The organism is Rhizobium sp. EC-SD404, assembly GCF_902498825.1.
In the GTDB taxonomy this organism is placed as follows: Bacteria; Pseudomonadota; Alphaproteobacteria; order Rhizobiales; family Rhizobiaceae; genus Georhizobium.
Map to the genome: position 1 here is coordinate 1,296,181 of NZ_LR701459.1, position 17,924 is coordinate 1,314,104.

The 17,924-nt window shown below is 62.6% G+C and carries 18 protein-coding genes; 17 read left to right on the plus strand and 1 reads right to left on the minus strand.

Going from position 1 to position 17,924, the window contains the following annotated elements:
* Positions 1 to 61: 61 nt before the first annotated feature.
* The 10 genes from GC125_RS07130 to GC125_RS07175 all read left to right on the plus strand — a co-directional run bounded on the left by GC125_RS07130 (position 62) and on the right by GC125_RS07175 (position 10,132).
* On the plus strand, positions 62 to 1,174 hold the full coding sequence (locus GC125_RS07130; protein WP_151984957.1) for an extracellular solute-binding protein: 1,113 nt from the start codon (positions 62 to 64) through the stop codon (positions 1,172 to 1,174).
* Positions 1,175 to 1,274: 100 nt separating this feature from the next.
* Positions 1,275 to 2,261: an ABC transporter permease gene (locus tag GC125_RS07135; protein WP_151984959.1), complete on the plus strand. Its 987-nt coding sequence runs from the start codon at positions 1,275 to 1,277 to the stop codon at positions 2,259 to 2,261.
* On the plus strand, positions 2,258 to 3,043 hold the full coding sequence (locus GC125_RS07140; protein ID WP_151984961.1) for an ABC transporter permease: 786 nt from the start codon (positions 2,258 to 2,260) through the stop codon (positions 3,041 to 3,043). Before GC125_RS07135 ends, GC125_RS07140 begins: the two co-directional genes overlap by 4 nt.
* A gap of 1 nt (position 3,044) precedes the next feature.
* Positions 3,045 to 4,136, plus strand: a complete 1,092-nt coding sequence (locus GC125_RS07145; protein ID WP_151984963.1) for an ABC transporter ATP-binding protein — start codon at positions 3,045 to 3,047, stop codon at positions 4,134 to 4,136.
* Positions 4,137 to 4,349: 213 nt separating this feature from the next.
* The gene (locus tag GC125_RS07150; RefSeq protein ID WP_151984965.1) at positions 4,350 to 6,224 is read left to right on the plus strand and encodes a DEAD/DEAH box helicase; all 1,875 of its coding nucleotides are present in this window, start codon (positions 4,350 to 4,352) and stop codon (positions 6,222 to 6,224) included.
* A 117-nt stretch (positions 6,225 to 6,341) separates the two neighbouring features.
* Complete coding sequence (locus GC125_RS07155) at positions 6,342 to 7,409, plus strand: YeeE/YedE thiosulfate transporter family protein (RefSeq protein WP_151984966.1); 1,068 nt, start codon at positions 6,342 to 6,344, stop codon at positions 7,407 to 7,409.
* 176 nt (positions 7,410 to 7,585) lie between these two features.
* Entirely contained in the window at positions 7,586 to 8,050 is a 465-nt protein-coding gene (locus tag GC125_RS07160) for a thiosulfate oxidation carrier protein SoxY (RefSeq protein ID WP_151984967.1), read from the plus strand.
* A 14-nt stretch (positions 8,051 to 8,064) separates the two neighbouring features.
* The gene (gene soxZ / locus GC125_RS07165; RefSeq protein WP_151984968.1) at positions 8,065 to 8,388 is read left to right on the plus strand and encodes a thiosulfate oxidation carrier complex protein SoxZ; all 324 of its coding nucleotides are present in this window, start codon (positions 8,065 to 8,067) and stop codon (positions 8,386 to 8,388) included.
* 34 nt (positions 8,389 to 8,422) lie between these two features.
* Positions 8,423 to 8,779, plus strand: a complete 357-nt coding sequence (locus GC125_RS07170; protein WP_151984969.1) for a c-type cytochrome — start codon at positions 8,423 to 8,425, stop codon at positions 8,777 to 8,779.
* 39 nt (positions 8,780 to 8,818) lie between these two features.
* Positions 8,819 to 10,132: an NAD(P)/FAD-dependent oxidoreductase gene (locus GC125_RS07175; protein WP_151984970.1), complete on the plus strand. Its 1,314-nt coding sequence runs from the start codon at positions 8,819 to 8,821 to the stop codon at positions 10,130 to 10,132.
* 102 nt (positions 10,133 to 10,234) lie between these two features.
* On the opposite strand, the gene GC125_RS07180 is transcribed toward GC125_RS07175, so the two are convergent.
* The gene (locus GC125_RS07180; RefSeq protein WP_151984971.1) at positions 10,235 to 10,861 is read right to left on the minus strand and encodes a TetR/AcrR family transcriptional regulator; all 627 of its coding nucleotides are present in this window, start codon (positions 10,859 to 10,861) and stop codon (positions 10,235 to 10,237) included.
* A 116-nt stretch (positions 10,862 to 10,977) separates the two neighbouring features.
* Between GC125_RS07180 and GC125_RS07185 the strand changes: the two genes are divergently transcribed.
* From GC125_RS07185 to speB, 7 genes are read left to right on the plus strand one after another with little or no spacing between them, the layout of a single operon-like run.
* Positions 10,978 to 12,087, plus strand: coding sequence for an extracellular solute-binding protein (locus GC125_RS07185; RefSeq protein WP_151984972.1), 1,110 nt, complete (start codon positions 10,978 to 10,980; stop codon positions 12,085 to 12,087).
* Positions 12,088 to 12,115: 28 nt separating this feature from the next.
* Positions 12,116 to 12,967, plus strand: coding sequence for an ABC transporter permease (locus tag GC125_RS07190; protein WP_286165407.1), 852 nt, complete (start codon positions 12,116 to 12,118; stop codon positions 12,965 to 12,967).
* On the plus strand, positions 12,964 to 13,737 hold the full coding sequence (locus GC125_RS07195; RefSeq protein ID WP_151984973.1) for an ABC transporter permease: 774 nt from the start codon (positions 12,964 to 12,966) through the stop codon (positions 13,735 to 13,737). Before GC125_RS07190 ends, GC125_RS07195 begins: the two co-directional genes overlap by 4 nt.
* Positions 13,734 to 14,759 (plus strand): ABC transporter ATP-binding protein, encoded by a 1,026-nt coding sequence (locus GC125_RS07200; protein ID WP_151984974.1) that lies wholly within the window; start codon positions 13,734 to 13,736, stop codon positions 14,757 to 14,759. Before GC125_RS07195 ends, GC125_RS07200 begins: the two co-directional genes overlap by 4 nt.
* Positions 14,756 to 15,499 (plus strand): MBL fold metallo-hydrolase, encoded by a 744-nt coding sequence (locus tag GC125_RS07205; RefSeq protein ID WP_151984975.1) that lies wholly within the window; start codon positions 14,756 to 14,758, stop codon positions 15,497 to 15,499. The genes GC125_RS07200 and GC125_RS07205 overlap by 4 nt, the downstream gene beginning before the upstream one ends.
* Positions 15,496 to 16,941 carry an aldehyde dehydrogenase family protein gene (locus tag GC125_RS07210; protein ID WP_151984976.1) on the plus strand — a complete coding sequence of 482 codons (1,446 nt, stop codon included), beginning with the start codon at positions 15,496 to 15,498 and terminating at the stop codon, positions 16,939 to 16,941. The genes GC125_RS07205 and GC125_RS07210 overlap by 4 nt, the downstream gene beginning before the upstream one ends.
* Positions 16,938 to 17,900, plus strand: a complete 963-nt coding sequence (gene speB, locus GC125_RS07215; protein WP_151984977.1) for an agmatinase — start codon at positions 16,938 to 16,940, stop codon at positions 17,898 to 17,900. The genes GC125_RS07210 and speB overlap by 4 nt, the downstream gene beginning before the upstream one ends.
* Positions 17,901 to 17,924: the final 24 nt, after the last annotated feature.

The window sequence follows — 17,924 nt, forward strand, 5'->3', positions numbered from 1 at the left end:
CCGCTTTAGCTCTCACATGCGAGACGGCCGATCATCACCGGAAACAGAGGGAGACTATGAAATGACGAAATTCCATATCAACCGCCGCAGGCTGATCCAGACGTCGGCAGCCGGCGCAGCAATTCTGGCGGCACCGGCAATCCTGCGGTCGCGCGAAGCGCGTGCCCAGGAAGGCACCGTCAACATCTGGACCTATGCCAACTTCATTCCGCAGGACTTCATCAGCGAATTCCAGAACGAGACCGGCATTCAGGTTCAGGTTCGCCTGGTCGACGATCAGGGCAAGCAGTTCAATCTGTTGGCTGCCGAACAGCCGGAGCCGACCGTCGACATCCTGACAGTTGCCGGCCATCGATTCCTGCAGTTCATCGAGTCGGGCTTGCTCGCCCCGATCGACACGGGCCGTCTGACAAATTGGGGCAACATCAACACCATCTATTCGGAAAGCGATTGGGGCACGATCAACGGCGAAAAGTGGGGCGCTCCCGTGCTCTCCGGCGCCGAGGTGCTCGCCTGGAACACGGAATTGGTCGACGCAGCAGAGACGGCTAGCTGGGACGTCATGTTCGACCCGAAATACCAGGGCCAGACCGCTTACATCATCCAGGACATGATGTCCGTGCTGATGCTCTACAAGGGCTATGACGGCAACATGATCGAGTACATGGACGATCCCGAGCGCGCTGCCGAGATCGTGCGCGAAACGCGCGATTTCATGATCGAAAACAAGGGCATGGTTCGGAAGTTCTACGATTCCGGCGCCGAGATCCAGCAGATGTTCATCAACCAGGACGTCGTGCTTGCCCACGCCTGGAACGGTCCGATCTCGAAGCTGATCATGGATGGCTTCCCGATCGACATGACGATCCCGAAGGAAGGCTCCTACGGCTTCATCTACACGTTCAACATCGCCGAAAACGCACCGAACGCCGACAACGCCTACACCTTCCTCGACGCGCTTCTCGCCCGTCCGGAAATCGGAGCTGCGATGACCCGCGCTTCGGGCTACCTGTCGACCATGAACGGCGTGAACGAGCACCTGAGCGAGCTCGAACAGCGCGCTTCGTCCTTCACCGAAGAGGAGTTGGAAGGTCTGCAGTTCTTCCGCGCCGAGGCCAACGAGATGAAATACGAACTCGTCGACCCGGCCGTCGAAGAAGTGAAAGCAGCCTGATCCTTCACCGGAGCGGGCGGTCTGACGTCCGCTCCGGTCCCTTACGCACTTCAAAGCAAGACGGTACCGCACGCCGGTAAGCGTCGAAGGAGCATCGCTGATGGCTCAGAGCCAGTCCTCCACGCTCGAAAAGAGCGGCGAACGGTCATCGACCGGGCGGCGCAGCTTCTGGGGCGCGCTCGCGCAGAACGGAACCTACAACGCGGTGACGGGCGTGCTCTTCAAGACGCAGCGGCGCCAGTTCCTGCTGCTTGCCAGCTTTCCCCTGATCTGGGTGTTCGTGGCGCATCTCGGGCCCATCATCCAGATGTTCTATATCAGCTTTGTGGATTCCTACCCGCCGCGTGTCGGCTATGAACCGCAGTTTACGCTCGACAACTGGGCGACCTTCTTCGGCCAGAGCATCTTCGTAACCCCGTTCATGCGAACGCTGGTCTATGCCTTCACCTTCACCTTCGCGACGCTGCTGATCACCTATCCGGTGGCCTATTTTCTTGCCAAGCACGTGAAGCGGCAGAACCAGCTCATCTTCCTGCTTCTGCTTCTCATCCCGTTCTGGGTCGGGGAGATCGTGCGCACCTATGCGATCATGATCCTGCTCGGCAACACGGGCGCCGTAAACCGTCTGTTGATGATGCTGGGCATGATCGAACGGCCGATCCCCTTCATGTATACGAGCTTTTCGCTGGGCGTCGGCATCGTCTACCTGACGTCGCTCTACATGCTGCTTCCACTCTATTCCGCGCTGGAAAAGATCCCGCGCAGCTATCTGGAAGCGGGCGCCGATCTCGGAGCGGGCGCCTGGACGCGGTTTCGCAAGATCACGCTACCGCTCTCCAAGGAGGGCATCGCCTCCGGCTGTACGCTCGTTTTCCTGATTTCGACAGGTTACTACGCCACCCCGGTTCTTCTCGGCGGGCCAAGCACCACGGTCTTTGCCGAAACCATCGCAGGCTTCTTCCATGTGGCAGGCGATCAGTGGCCGACCGGTGCCGCGTTCTCCTCGATCATGCTGATCGCCGCGCTGTCGATCACCGGCATCTTCCTGAAACTCATGGGCCGCTCCGGGAAAGGTCTGATGAAATGACCAAGTCCACCCGCATTTTCATGTCCGTCATCTACTGGGCATTCGTGGTCTATCTGTTCGTGCCGCTGGTGCTGATGGTGGTCATGGGGTTCAAGGATTCCGCCTTCATCGGCTTCCCGATCCAGTCCTGGACGCTCGACTGGTACAGGGGCGTCTTCCAGGACACCGAGGTGATCAACGTCTTCATCTATTCGATGACGATCGCGATCACGAGCACGCTGCTCTCGCTGGTGATCGGCACCTGGGTGGCGTCCTTCCTCGGACCGTACAAGTTTCCGGGCAAGGTCATCATCTTTGCCATCACCTGCCTGCCGGCGGTCATTCCCGGCATCATTTCGGCGATCTCGCTGCGCATCTATGCGCGCTTCCTGGATATCGATCCGGGCATGCTGGCTATCATTCTCGGCCACACGGTGCACAACGTTCCGTTCGTGGCGCTGGTTGTCATGGCGCGGCTCGCGACCTTGCCGAAAAGCCACATCGAAGCGGCGCGCGATCTCGGCGCCGACAGCTTCATCGCCTTCTTCCGCGTGACGCTGCCCTATCTCCGTCCGGCGCTCATCGGGGCTGGCATCTTCTGCATGCTGCTCAGCTTCGACGATTTCGTCCGCGCCTTCTTCCTCGGCAGCTACCAGCCGACCCTGCCGGTGCTGATCTTTGCGAAGCTGCGTTCGGGCATGTCGCCGGAAATCAACGCTATCTCCACGGTCGTGCTCGTCATGACAGCAATTCTGGGCATCTGGGCAGAACGCTCGATGCGCCGCATGAACAAAGGGGCCTGACATGGACCAGCACGGCAGAAAAACGATCGTTCACATCGAGAACGTGTCGAAGAGCTTCGGTCAGACAAAGGCCATCGACAATCTCGACATGAAGATCATGGCGGGCGAGTTCGTCACCTTTCTCGGACCGTCGGGCTGCGGGAAGTCGACGACGCTCCGCATTCTCGGCGGTTTCGAAAGCCCTGACCAGGGCCGCGTCATTCTCGATGGCGTGGATGTGACAAAGCAGCCGCCGAACAAGCGCAACGTGAACATGGTGTTCCAGGACTATGCGCTTTTCCCGCATATGACGGTCGGCGAGAACATCGCGTTTGGTCTTGAGCTCAAGGGCCAGCAGCGCGGCGAAATCGACCGGCGCGTCGAGAGCCTTCTCGATTTCCTGCAGCTTTCCGGCTTTCGCGACCGGACGCCGGATCAGCTTTCGGGCGGCCAGCGGCAGCGTGTGGCGCTTGCCCGCGCGCTTGCCCCAGATCCGAAGCTTCTGCTTCTCGACGAGCCTCTTGGTGCACTCGATGCAAAGCTGCGCGGTCAGGTTCAGGTGGAGCTGAAGGACATCCAGCGGCGCACCGGCAAGACGTTCTTCTTCGTCACCCATGACCAGGAAGAGGCGCTGACCATGTCCGATCGGATCGTCGTCATGAATGCCGGTCGTGTGGAACAGGATGGTACGCCGGAGGATCTCTACTACCGGCCGGCGAGCCGCTTCGTTGCCGAGTTCATCGGCGAAACGAACCTGCTCGAAGGCACGGTGCGCGGAAGTGACCAGGGCGCGGTGATCATCGATTGGCAGGGCCACAACGTCTATGGCTCGGCCCATGGCGGCCAGCCGCAGACAGGGACGAGCGTTGCCGCGTCGATCCGGCCGGAAAACGTGATTTGCCTGCCGCAGAAGCCCGCTGACGATCGTGCGCTTAAGGGGCGGATCGTCAACCGCGTGTTCAAGGGGAGCAAGACGACCGTCGACGTCCAGATCGATGAGCGGGATCCGCTGATCATAAAGGCCCATGTGGATCCGGCCGTTGCGCATCAGTTCGCCGATGACACGGTGTGGCTCACCTGGGACACGCACCGGCTGGCCGTACTCGCCGGCTGACACAGTCTCTCCCCGACGGCGATCGGTGACTTGGGGCAATTTCGCTTTTCTTTAAATCGCTCAATTGCTCTAAGTTTTTGATTTGGCGCGTTTCCGAACGGTGGACCGGTATCCACTTCATCTGGAAACGCTCTAATTTGTCCCGAATCGCCGTCGAAGGCTGGCTCTTTGCGTGCTTCTTCTGGTATGCGGCACGACAAAGAGGCCTCATTCATGACATCGTCCACCGAAAATGCGCCGGCAGCACTGCCGGCAGCCATCCATCCTGCTCTATCTTCCGCGCTCGAAGCGCACGGCTATGCCCAGCTGACGCCCGTTCAGACGGCCATGCTCGACGACGATCATGCGGGAGCCGACCTGCTCGTCTCGGCACAGACCGGATCGGGCAAGACAGTCGCCTTCGGGCTCGCCATCGCTTCCACGCTGCTCGACGGCGCGGAGCGGTTCGGCGCTGCCGGCCAGCCACTCGGCCTCGTCATTGCACCGACCCGCGAGCTTGCGCTTCAGGTCCAGCGAGAGCTCGACTGGCTTTATGCGGTTGCCGGCGTTCGTACGGCGACCTGCGTCGGCGGCATGGATATGCGCGACGAACGGCGGGCGCTCGAACGGGGCGCGCATCTCGTCGTCGGCACGCCCGGTCGTCTGCGTGATCATATCAACAAGCGCGCGCTCGATCTCGCGGGTCTGCGCGCTGTCGTGCTCGACGAAGCTGACGAGATGCTCGATCTCGGCTTCAAGGACGATCTTGAGTTCATTCTCGCCGCAGCGCCCGACAATCGCCGGACGCTGATGTTCTCGGCAACCGTTTCGCGTCCGATCGCCGAGCTTGCCAAGACCTATCAGCGCGATGCGGTGCGCGTCGCCGTCACCGCATCCACCGAGCAGCACGCGGACATCGACTATCAATTGATGCTCGTGCGCCGCGACGAGCGCGAGCATGCCATCATCAACACGCTGCTGCATTCCGACAGCAAGAGCGCGCTCGTCTTTTGCCATACGCGCGAATCCGTGCGTCATCTGACGGCACGGCTCGGCAATCGCGGTTTTGCGGTCGTTGCGCTGTCCGGCGAGCTCGCACAGTCGGAGCGCTCCAGCGCGCTTCAGGCCATGCGCGATGGTCGGGCGCATGTCTGCGTCGCTACCGACGTCGCCGCTCGCGGCATCGATCTGCCCAATCTCGATCTCGTCATCCATGCGGATGTGCCGAGCAATCCGGCCACGCTGCTTCATCGTTCGGGACGTACTGGTCGCGCGGGACGCAAGGGCGTCTGCGTGTTGATCGTTCCCGAACATCGCCGTGGCGCGGCGGCGCGTGTGCTGTCGCTTGCCAAGCTCAATGCGACGACCGTTCCGGCGCCGGGCATCGCCGCCATCGAAGCGCGCTACCGGGAGCAGATCCTGGAGGCGGCCGCTTCCGCTCCGCCAGCGGAAAGGGCCGATCAAGCTTTCATTGCCGAGTTGCTGGAGAAGGTCACGCCGGAGCAACTCGCAGCCGCCTACCTGCGACAGCAGCTCGCATCGCGTCCAATCCCCGAAGACGTGGCGGAGATCCCGATCCGTCCGATCATGCCGCGTCCTCCGAAGGGTGAGCGCAGCTTCGATCATGACGGGAGCGGCCCACGGGAGCCACGTGAGCCAAGGGAACCGCGCACGGAGATGGCCGGTGGCGTCTGGTTCAAGCTGTCGCTCGGACGCAAGCAGCGGGCCGATCCGAAGTGGCTGTTGCCGATGATCTGCAAGGCGGGCGGCGTCACGAAGAAGGACGTCGGCTCGATCAAGATCGACGAAACCGAAACGCGCTTCGAGATCGCCGGCGACAAGGCTGCGGCCTATGTCGAGCATCTGGCGGAACGCGGAACCGGTGAAAAAGGTGTGACGATCGTGCCGCTCGATGGTGCGCCCAGCCATCGATCTGCGCCACGCGGCAAGCCGTCTGGTCCGAAACCGTCAGGCCCGAAGCCGGCCAAGCGAGCTGCCGAAAAGCGGCCCGACTGGTCCGATCGCCCCGATCAGGCACGCAAGGGACCCAAGCCCGGCAAGCCCGCAAAGCCCGGGAAGTTCAAAGGCGCAAAGCGTCGGGACGACTGAATTTGCCGCGCTGAGAAGGAGCGTGCGATCTCTCCATCCGTCGGGCTTCAGCAAATCGTCTGCGTGATGTAAGGCGGGTTGTCCGCACATCGCGCTGCAAGAGCTGGGGTTGCTTCGATGGATTTCGTGCCGCTGATCGATCGGGTCGGTGAAGAGATGACGGCGACGCTCGGTGGCGGCGTCATCGGTTTCATTCTCGGTTTCGCACTGCTGAAGACCGGCTTTTGCACGCGGATGGCGGTGATCGACACCGTGCGGGGCAGAAGCCTCGTCGGGCCGGCGACATGGCTTCTCGGCTTTGCCGCCGCGCTTCTTGCCGTGCAGGCAATGCTCTATTCCGGTGTGATCGCCGTTGACACGAGCCGCTTCTTCGCCACCGGCCAGAGCTTGTCCGGCGCGCTCATCGGCGGCGCCATCTTCGGCATAGGCATGGTGCTGACACGCGGATGCGTGTCCCGGCTGCTCGTTCTCGGTGCGGCCGGCAATCTACGCGCGATCTACAGCCTCGTTTTCGTTGCGCTGGCGGCCTATGCGACGCTCTACGGCTTTTTAACACCGGGCCGCGATGCGATCGCACCGCTTCTCAGCACGGCTGCGATCGGCGGCAATGCGCTCGTCGACCACACAGGCGGCGGCAACGTCACGGGCGTCATCCTCGGGGCCGTCGCGGCGGTGATCGCTTTTGCCCTGGCCGCCCGGGCGAAGCTCGGTTTCGGCCAGTCTATCGGTGCGGTGATCGTCGGGCTCACAGTGGCGGCGGCCTGGTACTTCACCGCGACACTGACGGCGCAGCTTTTCGAGCCGATCGCCATCGATAGCATCTCGTTCATCCGTCCGCTCGCCCAGACGAGCGGCGCGCTCATCGGCACCGTTGCATTGCCAACATTCGATTTCGGCCTGGTGATCGGCACCTTTGTGGGCGGGCTTGTTGCCGCGCTCGTCCTCGGTCGGTTCAAGGTCGCGACGTTCTCCGAGCCCGGCGCACCGCATATTCTGCGCTACACGATCGGCGCGGTCATGATGGGCTTCGGCGGCGTTCTCGCCGCAGGCTGCTCGATCGGGGCCGGATTGACCGGCGGATCGGTACTCGCTGCATCAGCGCTCTTAGCACTGCTCTCCATGGCGATTGCCGGAGCAGTCACCGATACGGTGTTCGATCGCCCGCGAGAGCAAAGCTCCGGTTGAGGGTGCGAGGTGCCGCGTGCCGATAAAATCTCCCACCGCACTGCGTCTCTGGAGAAGAGTTTTGCGCGAACGCCGGTGATCGCGCACGTCGTTCCTTTGAGCTTTGGCCGCGTCTCAACGATATTGGGAGCACACTGGTCGGACTTTGCCGGCCGGCCGCTTGCTGGGGATTGTTCATGATATTGGCCACACGACGCCATGTGCTCACGCTGACCGCAGGCGCGGTCGCCGCTTTTGCTGGCGGTGCGATGATCGGCATCGCGCCGGCACGTGCCGACGAGGAAGCCTTTCAGGCGGCCATTCGCGACTTTACCGGCGGCGTCGAGCCTCAAGCCGGCCGTGTTGCACTGACACTTCCCGATGCGGTGGAGAACGGCAGTTCCGTGCCGGTCTCCGTGACGGTCGAAAGCGCGATGAGCGATGGCGATCTCGTCGAAGAAGTCGCGATCTTTGCCGACGGCAATCCGCTACCGGGCGTTGCGACTTTCGCCTTCACAGCGAGCAGCGGCGTGGCATCGGCCGGAACGCGCATTCGGCTGGCTGCGTCGCAGACAGTCGTTGCCGTCGCGCGCTTTGCCGACGGTTCGGTTTTTATGGACGGCCGCGCGGTGGAAGTCACCGTCGGCGGTTGCGCAGCCTGAGCGGGGAGAAATTCATGTCATCGAGACCACGCGTCAGCGTTCCCGCCACGGCCGCCTCGGGCGATATCATCGAGATCAAAGCACTGATCTCGCACACGATGGAATCGGGCCAGCGCCGCGACGCCTCGGGCAACCGCATCCCGCGCAAGATCATCAACCAGTTTGCCTGCAGCTTCAACGACGAGCCGGTCTTCTCCTGCGCCATCGAGCCGGCCGTCGCCGCCAATCCCTTCCTGTCGTTTTCAGCGCGGGTGACGGAAAGCGGAACCTTCCGCTTCACTTGGACCGATGACGATGGCTCCGTCTATGAGGCGGAAGAGGCAATCGAAGTTAGCTGACGAAAGTTGATGCGGTGTAGCCGAGGGGGGGCGATTGATCAGGGCAGCAACCATTCTTTCCGCAGCGATGCTGGTCGTCCTTGTGACGCCGGCTGGCGCCGAGGAAACGGCCGGATCGGTATCTGGGGTCGAGGCGTATGTCGGGCAGGTAAGCGGATTGTCCGTCGACCCCGCCTATGGGGATTACCTCTCGTCGCAATGCACATCCTGCCACGGGACGAATGCGGCAAGCGGCATTCCCGCTATCCAGGGTCAGCCCGCCGAAGCGATTATTGCAGCGCTCTTCGAATACAGGACAGAATTGCGCGAGAATGCCGTGATGCGTTCGGTCGCGTCGGCGCTTTCGGACGAGGATGTCGCAGCGCTCGCTGCGCATTTTTCGGGGCAGTGAATTTCAGCGAACACCACATTCATCATTGGGGGCAATCACATGACAATCTTTAAACAACACCGCGGCGCTGGGCCGCTCCTGACGCGCAGAACATTTGGTCTCCTTGCCGGCGCAGGTGCCGCCTCGCTTGCCCTGCCATCCTACCTGCGTGCGCAAGACAAGCCGCGTGTCGTCGTCATCGGCGGTGGTGCCGGCGGTGCGACGGCCGCCCGCTATCTCGCCAAGGACAGTGATGGTGCGCTCGACGTCACGTTGATCAACAACACCGAGACCTACACGACCTGCTTCTTCTCCAACATCTATCTCGGCGGTTATCGCGACCTGCAGTCGATCACCCATGGCTACGATGCGCTCGTTTCGCAGTACGGGATCAACAAGGTCACCGGCACGGCCGTCGCCATCGATCGCGACGCCAAGACGGTCCGTCTCGAAGACGGTACTGATATCGCCTATGACCGTCTGGTTGTCGCACCCGGCATCGATATCATTTACGATTCCGTCGCCGGCTACTCCGAGGAAGCGGCCGAGACTGCGCCGCATGCCTGGAAGGGCGGTCCGCAGACGGAGATCCTGAAGACTCGTCTCGATGCGCTGGAAGACGGCCAGAACATCGTGATGGTGACGCCGCCCAACCCCTATCGCTGCCCGCCCGGACCCTATGAGCGCGTATCGATGATGGCGCATGTCCTGAAGGCGAAGGGCTACACGCAGTCGAAGATCTTCGTGCTCGATCCGAAAGAAACCTTCTCCAAGCAGGCGCTCTTCCAGGGAGGCTGGGAAGCGCATTACCCGGGCATGGTGGAGTGGTACGGTCCCGACGTCATCGGCGAAATCGCCGGCGTCGACGTCGCAGCCGGTGCGGTGGAGACGGGCTTCGACACGTTTGAAGGCGCTCTTCTCAATATCATTCCGGCACAGCGGGCCGGTGCCATTGCGATTGAGGCGGATCTCGTCAATGAGACCGGCTTCTGCCCTATCGATGCCGCTTCGATGAAGTCGTCTGCCGACGAAAACATCTATGTCATCGGCGATGCGAGCATTGCCGGCGACATGCCGAAGTCCGGCTTCTCGGCCAACAGCCAGGCGAAGGTCGCGGCGATGAACATTCGTGCCGAACTCACCGGCTCGAGCGCATTTCCGGCCCGCTACGCGAACACCTGCTGGAGCCTCATCGAAACCGATGACGGCGTGAAGGTCGGCGCACAGTACGAGCCTGCGGAAGGCAAGATCACGGCGACCTCGACCTTCGTCAGCCAGCCGGGCGAGACCGCTGAGCTGCGCAAGGAAACCTACGAGGAATCCGTCGTCTGGTACGACAGCATGATCGCCGACACGTTCGGCATCACGGCCTAAAAACAAAAAGGGCCGGGCTGCATCCGCCCGGCCCTTCAATTCAAGGTTTTCGTCGATCTCGACAAACTGCTTCGGTCCAAAATCAAGAGAACAACTCGATTGTTAGGACGCCGCCGAGGAGCGGATCAAGCGCAGAAGCGGAGCGTTCTGCTGGGTCACCCGGTCCTTCAGCAGGCTGAGCGGCATGCGCTCTTCCTTCACGAACTCCATGAACATCATGTTCAGATTGTTGAAGATCATCTGCCCGATCGCCGACGTGTCGAGACCCGCCGTCACAAGGCCGGCGATCTGTAGCCGCTTCAACAACTGGCAAATCTGGTCGGCCAGTTGCTGGTCGAGCGCGGTGTAGCGCCGGCTGACGGCACCGTTCGGATCGCGGATCGAAAGTGCCATCGCCATGCGCCACATCTCCTTGTTCAGGTAGACGAGCGAGTGATCGTAGTAATGCGTGACGAGAGCACCGACCGCATCTTCGACGGAAAGGTGCGGCCGGTCGATCATCAGAGCACCGTCGGCGAGGATCTCCTCGACTTCCATCGCCACGATGGCGACGAGTACGTCGCCCTTGTAACCGAAGTAATTGTAGACCGTGCCCGGCGACACGCGCGCCAGTTCCGCGATGTCCTCCATGCGGGCGGCTTCGTAGCCGAGATTGCGGAAAAGGGCCGATGCCGCATCGAGAATGCGCCGGTGCCGATCCGCCTTCTGCTGTTCGCGCAAGCCCGCCAAAACCGTCTCTCCGAAAATTTGTAGTCCACTTCAAAATTCAAATTGACTTCAAAAATAACTCGCGTCAACCTCGCCTCCAGCATCGAAACAAGGTGCATCCAACAGAGGAGAGAACCATGACTGCCGCGCCATCGTCTTCGCCTTCTTCGCCGTTCCGCAAAGCCATTTTCTTGTCGCTGCTTGCCGCCACGGCACTGGCCGGCGCAGCACCGCTTGCCGTTCAGCCTGCCTACGCACAGAGCCAGGAACTCAACGCGCTCGTCTGGTGCGACCATACCGATCCGGAACTCGTCCAGCCGTTCGAGGAAGAGCACGATGTGCGCGTGAACCTGCGCGAATATGAGGGTACTGCCGCGGGCCTTGCGATCCTCGATCAATCGCAGCCGGGCGATTGGGACGTGCTGGTGATCGATGCCGTCGATGTCGGCCGTGCCGTCGATCTCGGCATCATGGCAGCGCTGCCGGCGGACGAATTGCCGACGGGCGACTTCTTTCCCGAACTCGTGATGGAAGACCTAAACGCGCGTGACGGCACGACCTACGCGGTGACCGAGAAATTCGGTTACAACACGATCGCCTACAACAAGGCCGCCGTCGATCCGGCCGACATGACCAATTTCGAGAATCTCTTCTCCGGCAAATATGACGGCCGCATCGCCATCTACGACTACTATCTCCCGGTGCTTGGCATGCTGTCGCTCAGCGAGGGCATCGATACGGGTGATCTGGATGCCGAAGCTCTCGAGACCCTGCGCGAGCCCCTTTTCGATCTGCGTGCTCGGTCGAGCCAGGTCAGCGAAGTGGTCGCGAGCCAGACGGCGCTTGCAACGGGCGAAGTCGATATTCTGGTCGGTGGCGGCGAATGGTTGACGGCGGTTCTCGCAGGCGAGAATGCCGATCTCGATTGGACCATCCCGGAACAGGGCGGCGTTCTCTGGGCGCAGTCGATCGGCGTTCTGGAAAGCAGCGAAAACAAGGATCTCGCGACGGAATTCGTGAAATACATCGTCAGCCCGGAAGGTCAGGCACGGCTTGCGACCTCGTCCTGCTACTGGGGCATGCCCTCCAACGCGGCCGCAGGCGACGTGCTGACGGATGAGGAGAAGACGGTTCTGCGTTGGGACGACCAGGCGGACTTCCTCACGCGCGTGCAGCGTTATCCGGTGTCGGATGCCGAACTCGACACCGCCATGCAGGATCTCTGGACCGACATGCTGCAGCAGTAACGCGGGCTGAAGCCGGAGGCTGACGAGCGTGGCGTATCCACACAACAACCGCCAGGGCTGGGGCCTCGTTGCCCCCGCCCTGCTCTGGACGATCGCCTTCTTCGTCGTGCCATTCCTGATGATGCTGGCCTTAAGCTTCGCCAAGATGGAAGGGCGCAGCGTCGTCTCCGGCTTCTTTCCGGACAACTATATCCGCATCTTCACCGAGCCGTCGCTTTTGCGCGGACTCGTCGTATCGCTCGAGATCACTGTCACCGTCACGGTGATCTCGATGGTACTTGCCTATCCGCTCGCCTGGATCATCGCGTTCCGGGTTCCGGAGCGCTGGCAGCGGCTCGTGCTGATCCTCACGATCCTGCCGTTCTGGACGTCCTATGTGGTGCGGTCCTATTCCTGGCTGCTGGTGCTCGGCCAGAACGGGATCATCAACAAAACGCTTATTGCGCTCGGCGTGGTCAGCGAGCCGATCTCCATGTCCGCGTCGCGCTTCGCCACCGTGACGGGCTTCGTGCACTTCTTCGTCATGCTGCTGACGCTGACGATCTACGCGAATTTGAAACAGCTCTCGCCGAACTACGCCCGCGCCGCGCAGGACCTCGGGGCAGGGCGCTTCGCCACGTTCAGGCACGTGATCCTGCCGCTGACGCTGCCGGGCCTTATGACCGGTGCGTTTCTCACCTTCGTGCTCTGCATCGGCGACTACATCACGCCGCAGATTTTGGGCGGCAACAACGAGCTGACCTTGCCGCAGCTCATCATGATGCAGCTTGGCCGGCGCGGTGATTTTCCCATGGCATCGGCGATGGCCGTGGTGCTGATGGGGATCGTGACGCTTGCCTATCTCGCAAGCGCGCGCTGGTTGCGGATCGACCGACTATGACGCGCGCCTTCTCCTGGATCTATCTCGCCATCGCGTTTGCCTTCATCTTCCTGCCGGTCGGTGTACTTCTGCTGTTTTCCTTTCAGGATGGCCGCCTGCCGGTGCCACCCTTCAACGGGCCGTCTCTGCGGTGGTATGCCGATGTGCTCGGCGACCGGCGGCTGATGTCGGCGCTCGGCAATTCGATGCTCGTCGCGGCCATATCGTCGGCGATCGCGCTTCTTCTCGGGTTCCTCGCGGCGCAAGGGCTTGCGCGCTACCGCCTGCCGGGAACGCTGGCGATGCGCGTTGTGCTGATCGCGCCGTTTACCGTCAGCTACCTGATCATCGCGCTCGGTCTACTCAATCTCTACAACCGGACCGGCACCGGCCTGTCGCTGTGGACCGCCGGCGTCGGCCATGTGGTGATCAACCTGCCGCTCTGCTTTGCGATCCTTTACGCTGCGATGGGTGACCACCACCGTAATGCGGAGCGGGCGGCGCGCGATCTCGGCGCGTCGGAATTCAAGATTCTCGCGCTCGTCACCGCGCCGATGCTGATGCCGTCGATGCTGGCGGCCTATTTCCTGGCGTTCACCTTCAGCTGGGACGAGTTCATCATCGCGTTTCTGCTGACCCGGTTCGACGTCACGCTGCCGGTGGAAATCTGGTCGCTGCTGCGATCGGGCCTGACGCCCCGCGCGAATGCGGTGGGCAGCCTCGTCTTTCTCGTCTCCGTCAGCCTGCTCCTCATTCTGGAGCTCGCCGTCTTCCGCAAGGTTCGCCGATGACCGCCGCTCTCTCGATTCAGTCCATCGACATGAAGTTCGGCGAGGTACGGGCGCTGCATGCCGTCGATCTCGAGATCGGAGCCGGCGAGTTCATCGTGCTTCTCGGACCATCGGGCTGCGGAAAGACGACGCTTCTTTCCATCCTCGGCGGCTTCCTGCAACCGACGAGCGGCAAGGTCATGATCGGCGGGCGGAACATGACGCACGTTGCGCCTAAGGATCGGCCGACGACGACGATGTTCCAAGACTACGCGCTCTTTCCGCATATGAGCCTGATCGACAACGTGGCCTTTGGCCTGAGGATGCGCGGTGTCGGCAAGAAAGAGCGGCATCGCCGTGCGGGCGAGTTGCTTGCTCTCGTCGGCTTGCCGGATGCCGGGCATCGCCGGCCGCACGAGCTTTCCGGGGGCCAGCGCCAGCGCGTCGCGCTTGCCCGTGCCCTTGCCGTCGACCCCGATGTGCTGTTGCTTGACGAACCTCTCGGAGCGCTCGACCTGAAGCTGCGCCGCCAGATGCAGGACGAACTGAAGGCGATCCAACGGCGCGTCGGGACGACGTTCATTCACGTCACGCACGACCAGGAGGAAGCGATGGCGCTTGCCGACCGGATTGTGGTGATGAATGCCGGCCGCATCGTGGATGTCGGCGCGCCACAGCATATATATCTGCAACCGCGGACGCTCTTTTCCGCCGCCTTCATGGGCGAGATCAATCGGATCGACGGACAAGGAACCGACGCAGGGCTCGAAACGCCACTCGGGCGCCTGCCGCTCGCAGCGAACGGCAAGACCGCGCTGCTGATCCGCCCGGAAGCGATCGGCGGCAGCGGGGACCTGGCGCTCGGGCCGGCGACGCTCGTCGATGCGGCCTTCTTCGGAACGCATCACCGCTGCCATTATGCGCCGCTTTCCGCGCCCGAGCTCATTATCGTCGCGCATCTGCCCCAATCGGCCGTGCCGGTCGAGGGAAGCGTCACCGAGCTCTATGCCGACCACCATGTGCTGATTGCGGAGGAACGATGAGCGCGCTGCAACGGGCGAGGCCCGAAGACTGGTACCGCATCCGTTCGCTCTCCGATGGCGTGACCTGGATCGACGAGCCGCATATCCTTGAATTCTTCCGCTGCAATGTCTGGCACGTGCGGGGACGCGACCGCGACATGCTCATTGACAGCGGCATGGGGGTCGTCTCCTTGCGCGAATGGGTGCCGCTCGTGACGGAGCGCGCGCTGGATGCCGTCGCGAGCCACACGCATTTCGACCATGTCGGCTGCCATCACGAGTTCGAGTGCCGGCTTTGCCACGCGGCCGAGGCGGACATTCTCGCCAATCCGGACCGGGTCAACACGCTTGCCGCTGACTATGTGACGGACGACATTTTCACGGCGCTGCCACCGGAGCCCTACAGCTCGGTGCTCTACGACCTGAAGGCGGCGCCCGCGACGCGCATTCTGCAGGAAGGCGACGTGATCGATCTCGGCGACCGCGCCTTCGAAGTGATCCATACGCCGGGTCATTCGCCGGGCGGCATCGCGCTCTTCGAGAAGGCGACCGGCATCCTGTTTTCCGGCGACATCGTCTATGACGGTGAACTGATCGAGGGGCGCACAGCCGAAGATCAGGCCGACTACATCCGAAGCATGGAGCGCCTTTTGACGCTGCCGGTAACGACCGTGCACGGGGGACATTTTCCAAGCTATTCGGGTGCCCGACACCGGGAGATCATCACGCAATGGCTGAAGACGAAGGAGACGGGCGCATGATCGAAAGACGCCAGTTTTATATCGGCGGCGCCTGGATCGATCCGGTCACGCCGCGCGATCACGCGGTCATCGATCCGGCCACTGAAGAGCAGATCGGGGTGATTTCGCTCGGCACCGCGGCCGATATCGACCGGGCGGTGGCGGCTGCGAACCGGGCGTTTCCGCTCTGGTCGGCGTCATCACCGGCGGAGCGACGGGCTGCTTGCGAGCGGCTTCTGGCGGTCTATAAGCGTCGCTACGACGAGATGGTGGAGACGATCACGCTGGAGCTCGGCGCGCCGGCCACGATGTGCCGGGAGCAGCAGGCCGATGTCGGCATCGGGCATCTGCAAGGTTTTCTGGCTGCCTTCGACCGGTTGAAATGGCGCGAGGTTCTGCCGAACGGCGATACGATGCTGCGCGAACCAATCGGTGTCTGCGGACTGATCACGCCCTGGAACTGGCCGATGAACCAGATCGTGCTGAAGGTCATCCCGGCGCTTCTGACGGGTTGCACGGCGGTGTTGAAGCCATCCGAGCTGACCCCGCTCAACGCCATGCTCTATGCCGACATGATCCATGAGGCGGACATACCGGCCGGCGTCTTCAACCTCGTCAACGGCACCGGGCCGGAGGTGGGTGCCGCACTTTCGCGCCACCCGGACGTGCAGATGATGTCTTTCACCGGCTCGACGCGCGGCGGCACGGCCGTGGCGCAGGATGCGGCGCCGAGCGTCAAGCGCGTGACGTTGGAACTCGGCGGCAAATCGCCGAACATCGTCTTTGCGGACGCCGATCTCGCCACCCGCGTTCCGGCCAGCATCCGCGAGGTCTTCAACAACACTGGGCAGAGTTGCGACGCGCCCACCCGCATGCTGGTGGAGCGCAGCGTTTACGACGAGGTTGTCGCGCTCGCGCGTGAAACGGCGGAAGGGCAGGAGGTCGGCGATCCGAAGCAGGAAGGCGACCGGATGGGACCGCTTGTCAGCGACACGCAGTTCCACCGCGTGCAGGCGCTGATCGAGGCCGGCGTCGCGGAAGGCGCACGGCTCGTGGCCGGTGGTCCGGGACGGGCGGAGGGCCTAGCCAAAGGCTATTTCGTGCGGCCAACTATCTTTGCCGATGTCGACAACGGGATGCGCATCGCGCGCGAGGAAATCTTCGGGCCGGTGGTCTGCCTGATCCCCTTCCACGACGAGGCCGAGGCGATCGCAATCGCGAACGACACGCCTTATGGGCTTGCCGCCTATCTGCAGACCGGTGATCCGGACCGTGCCGAGCGCGTCGCCGCCCGCCTGCGCGCCGGCATGGTGCACATCAATGGTGGGCCGCACCGTTACGGCAGCCCGTTCGGCGGCTACAAGCAGTCCGGCAACGGACGCGAGGGAGGTCTCCCCGGGCTCGAAGATTTCCTTGAGATCAAGACGCTGCATTTCCCTCAAGAGGTTTCAGAGCACGCATGACGACGCATCGATTCAACCAGCCGCTGGGCGGCAACGAGATGCCGCGTTTCGGTGGCCCGGCGACGATGATGCGCCTGCCGACCCAGCCGACTGCGGAGGGGCTCGACGCCTGCTTCGTCGGCATCCCGATGGACATCGGCACCTCGAACAGGCCAGGCACGCGCCTCGGCCCGCGCCAGATCCGCGACGAATCCCGAATGCTGCGGCCTTACAACATGGCAACGGGCGCCGCGCCATTCGAGTATCTGCAGGTGGCCGATATCGGCGACGTGCCGATCAACACCTTCGATCTAAAGAAATCCGTCGACATCATCACGGAGTTCTATCGCGGCATCCTTGCCCATGACGTGATCCCGCTGACGCTTGGCGGCGACCACACGCTGACTTGGCCGATCTTGCGGGCGATCAAGGAAAAGCACGGGCCGGTCGCGCTCATCCACGTCGATGCGCACGCCGATATCAACGACGAGATGTTCGGCGAGAAGGTCGCCCATGGATGCCCGTTCCGGCGCGCCTACGAGGATGGCTGCCTGATCAACGACAAGGTTTTTCAGATCGGCCTGCGCGGCACGGGCTACGGGCCCGCCGATTTCGACTGGGGCCGCGAGCGCGGTTGGCGCGTGGTGCAGGCGGAGGATTGCTGGCACAAATCGCTCACGCCGCTCATGGCCGAAATCCGCGCAACCATCGGCGATGCGCCGGTCTATCTCAGCTACGATATCGACAGTCTCGACCCCGCATTCGCGCCGGGCACGGGGACGGTCGAGCCCGGCGGGCTGACGATCTGGCAGGGTCTCGAGATCGTGCGCGGTGCCGCTGGCCTCAATCTCGTCGGGTGCGACCTCGTCGAAGTATCGCCGCCCTACGATCCTTCGGGCAACACGGCGCTTATCGGGGCGAACCTGCTCTACGAAATGCTGTGCGTCCTGCCGGGCGTCGGGGTCGGCCGGACAAGCTAAAACTGCTTTCCCGCTCGACTTGCG

What these genes read in the sequence shown, in the direction of transcription:
- soxZ (WP_151984968.1), top strand. Translation starts at nt 8,065, where the DNA reads ATGTCATCGAGACCACGCGTCAGCGTTCCCGCCACGGCCGCCTCGGGC.
- GC125_RS07130 (WP_151984957.1), top strand. Translation starts at nt 62, where the DNA reads ATGACGAAATTCCATATCAACCGCCGCAGGCTGATCCAGACGTCGGCA.
- GC125_RS07185 (WP_151984972.1), top strand. Translation starts at nt 10,978, where the DNA reads ATGACTGCCGCGCCATCGTCTTCGCCTTCTTCGCCGTTCCGCAAAGCC.
- GC125_RS07210 (WP_151984976.1), top strand. Translation starts at nt 15,496, where the DNA reads ATGATCGAAAGACGCCAGTTTTATATCGGCGGCGCCTGGATCGATCCG.
- GC125_RS07145 (WP_151984963.1), top strand. Translation starts at nt 3,045, where the DNA reads ATGGACCAGCACGGCAGAAAAACGATCGTTCACATCGAGAACGTGTCG.
- GC125_RS07175 (WP_151984970.1), top strand. Translation starts at nt 8,819, where the DNA reads ATGACAATCTTTAAACAACACCGCGGCGCTGGGCCGCTCCTGACGCGC.
- GC125_RS07200 (WP_151984974.1), top strand. Translation starts at nt 13,734, where the DNA reads ATGACCGCCGCTCTCTCGATTCAGTCCATCGACATGAAGTTCGGCGAG.
- GC125_RS07155 (WP_151984966.1), top strand. Translation starts at nt 6,342, where the DNA reads ATGGATTTCGTGCCGCTGATCGATCGGGTCGGTGAAGAGATGACGGCG.
- speB (WP_151984977.1), top strand. Translation starts at nt 16,938, where the DNA reads ATGACGACGCATCGATTCAACCAGCCGCTGGGCGGCAACGAGATGCCG.
- GC125_RS07140 (WP_151984961.1), top strand. Translation starts at nt 2,258, where the DNA reads ATGACCAAGTCCACCCGCATTTTCATGTCCGTCATCTACTGGGCATTC.
- GC125_RS07135 (WP_151984959.1), top strand. Translation starts at nt 1,275, where the DNA reads ATGGCTCAGAGCCAGTCCTCCACGCTCGAAAAGAGCGGCGAACGGTCA.
- GC125_RS07160 (WP_151984967.1), top strand. Translation starts at nt 7,586, where the DNA reads ATGATATTGGCCACACGACGCCATGTGCTCACGCTGACCGCAGGCGCG.
- GC125_RS07195 (WP_151984973.1), top strand. Translation starts at nt 12,964, where the DNA reads ATGACGCGCGCCTTCTCCTGGATCTATCTCGCCATCGCGTTTGCCTTC.
- GC125_RS07150 (WP_151984965.1), top strand. Translation starts at nt 4,350, where the DNA reads ATGACATCGTCCACCGAAAATGCGCCGGCAGCACTGCCGGCAGCCATC.
- GC125_RS07205 (WP_151984975.1), top strand. Translation starts at nt 14,756, where the DNA reads ATGAGCGCGCTGCAACGGGCGAGGCCCGAAGACTGGTACCGCATCCGT.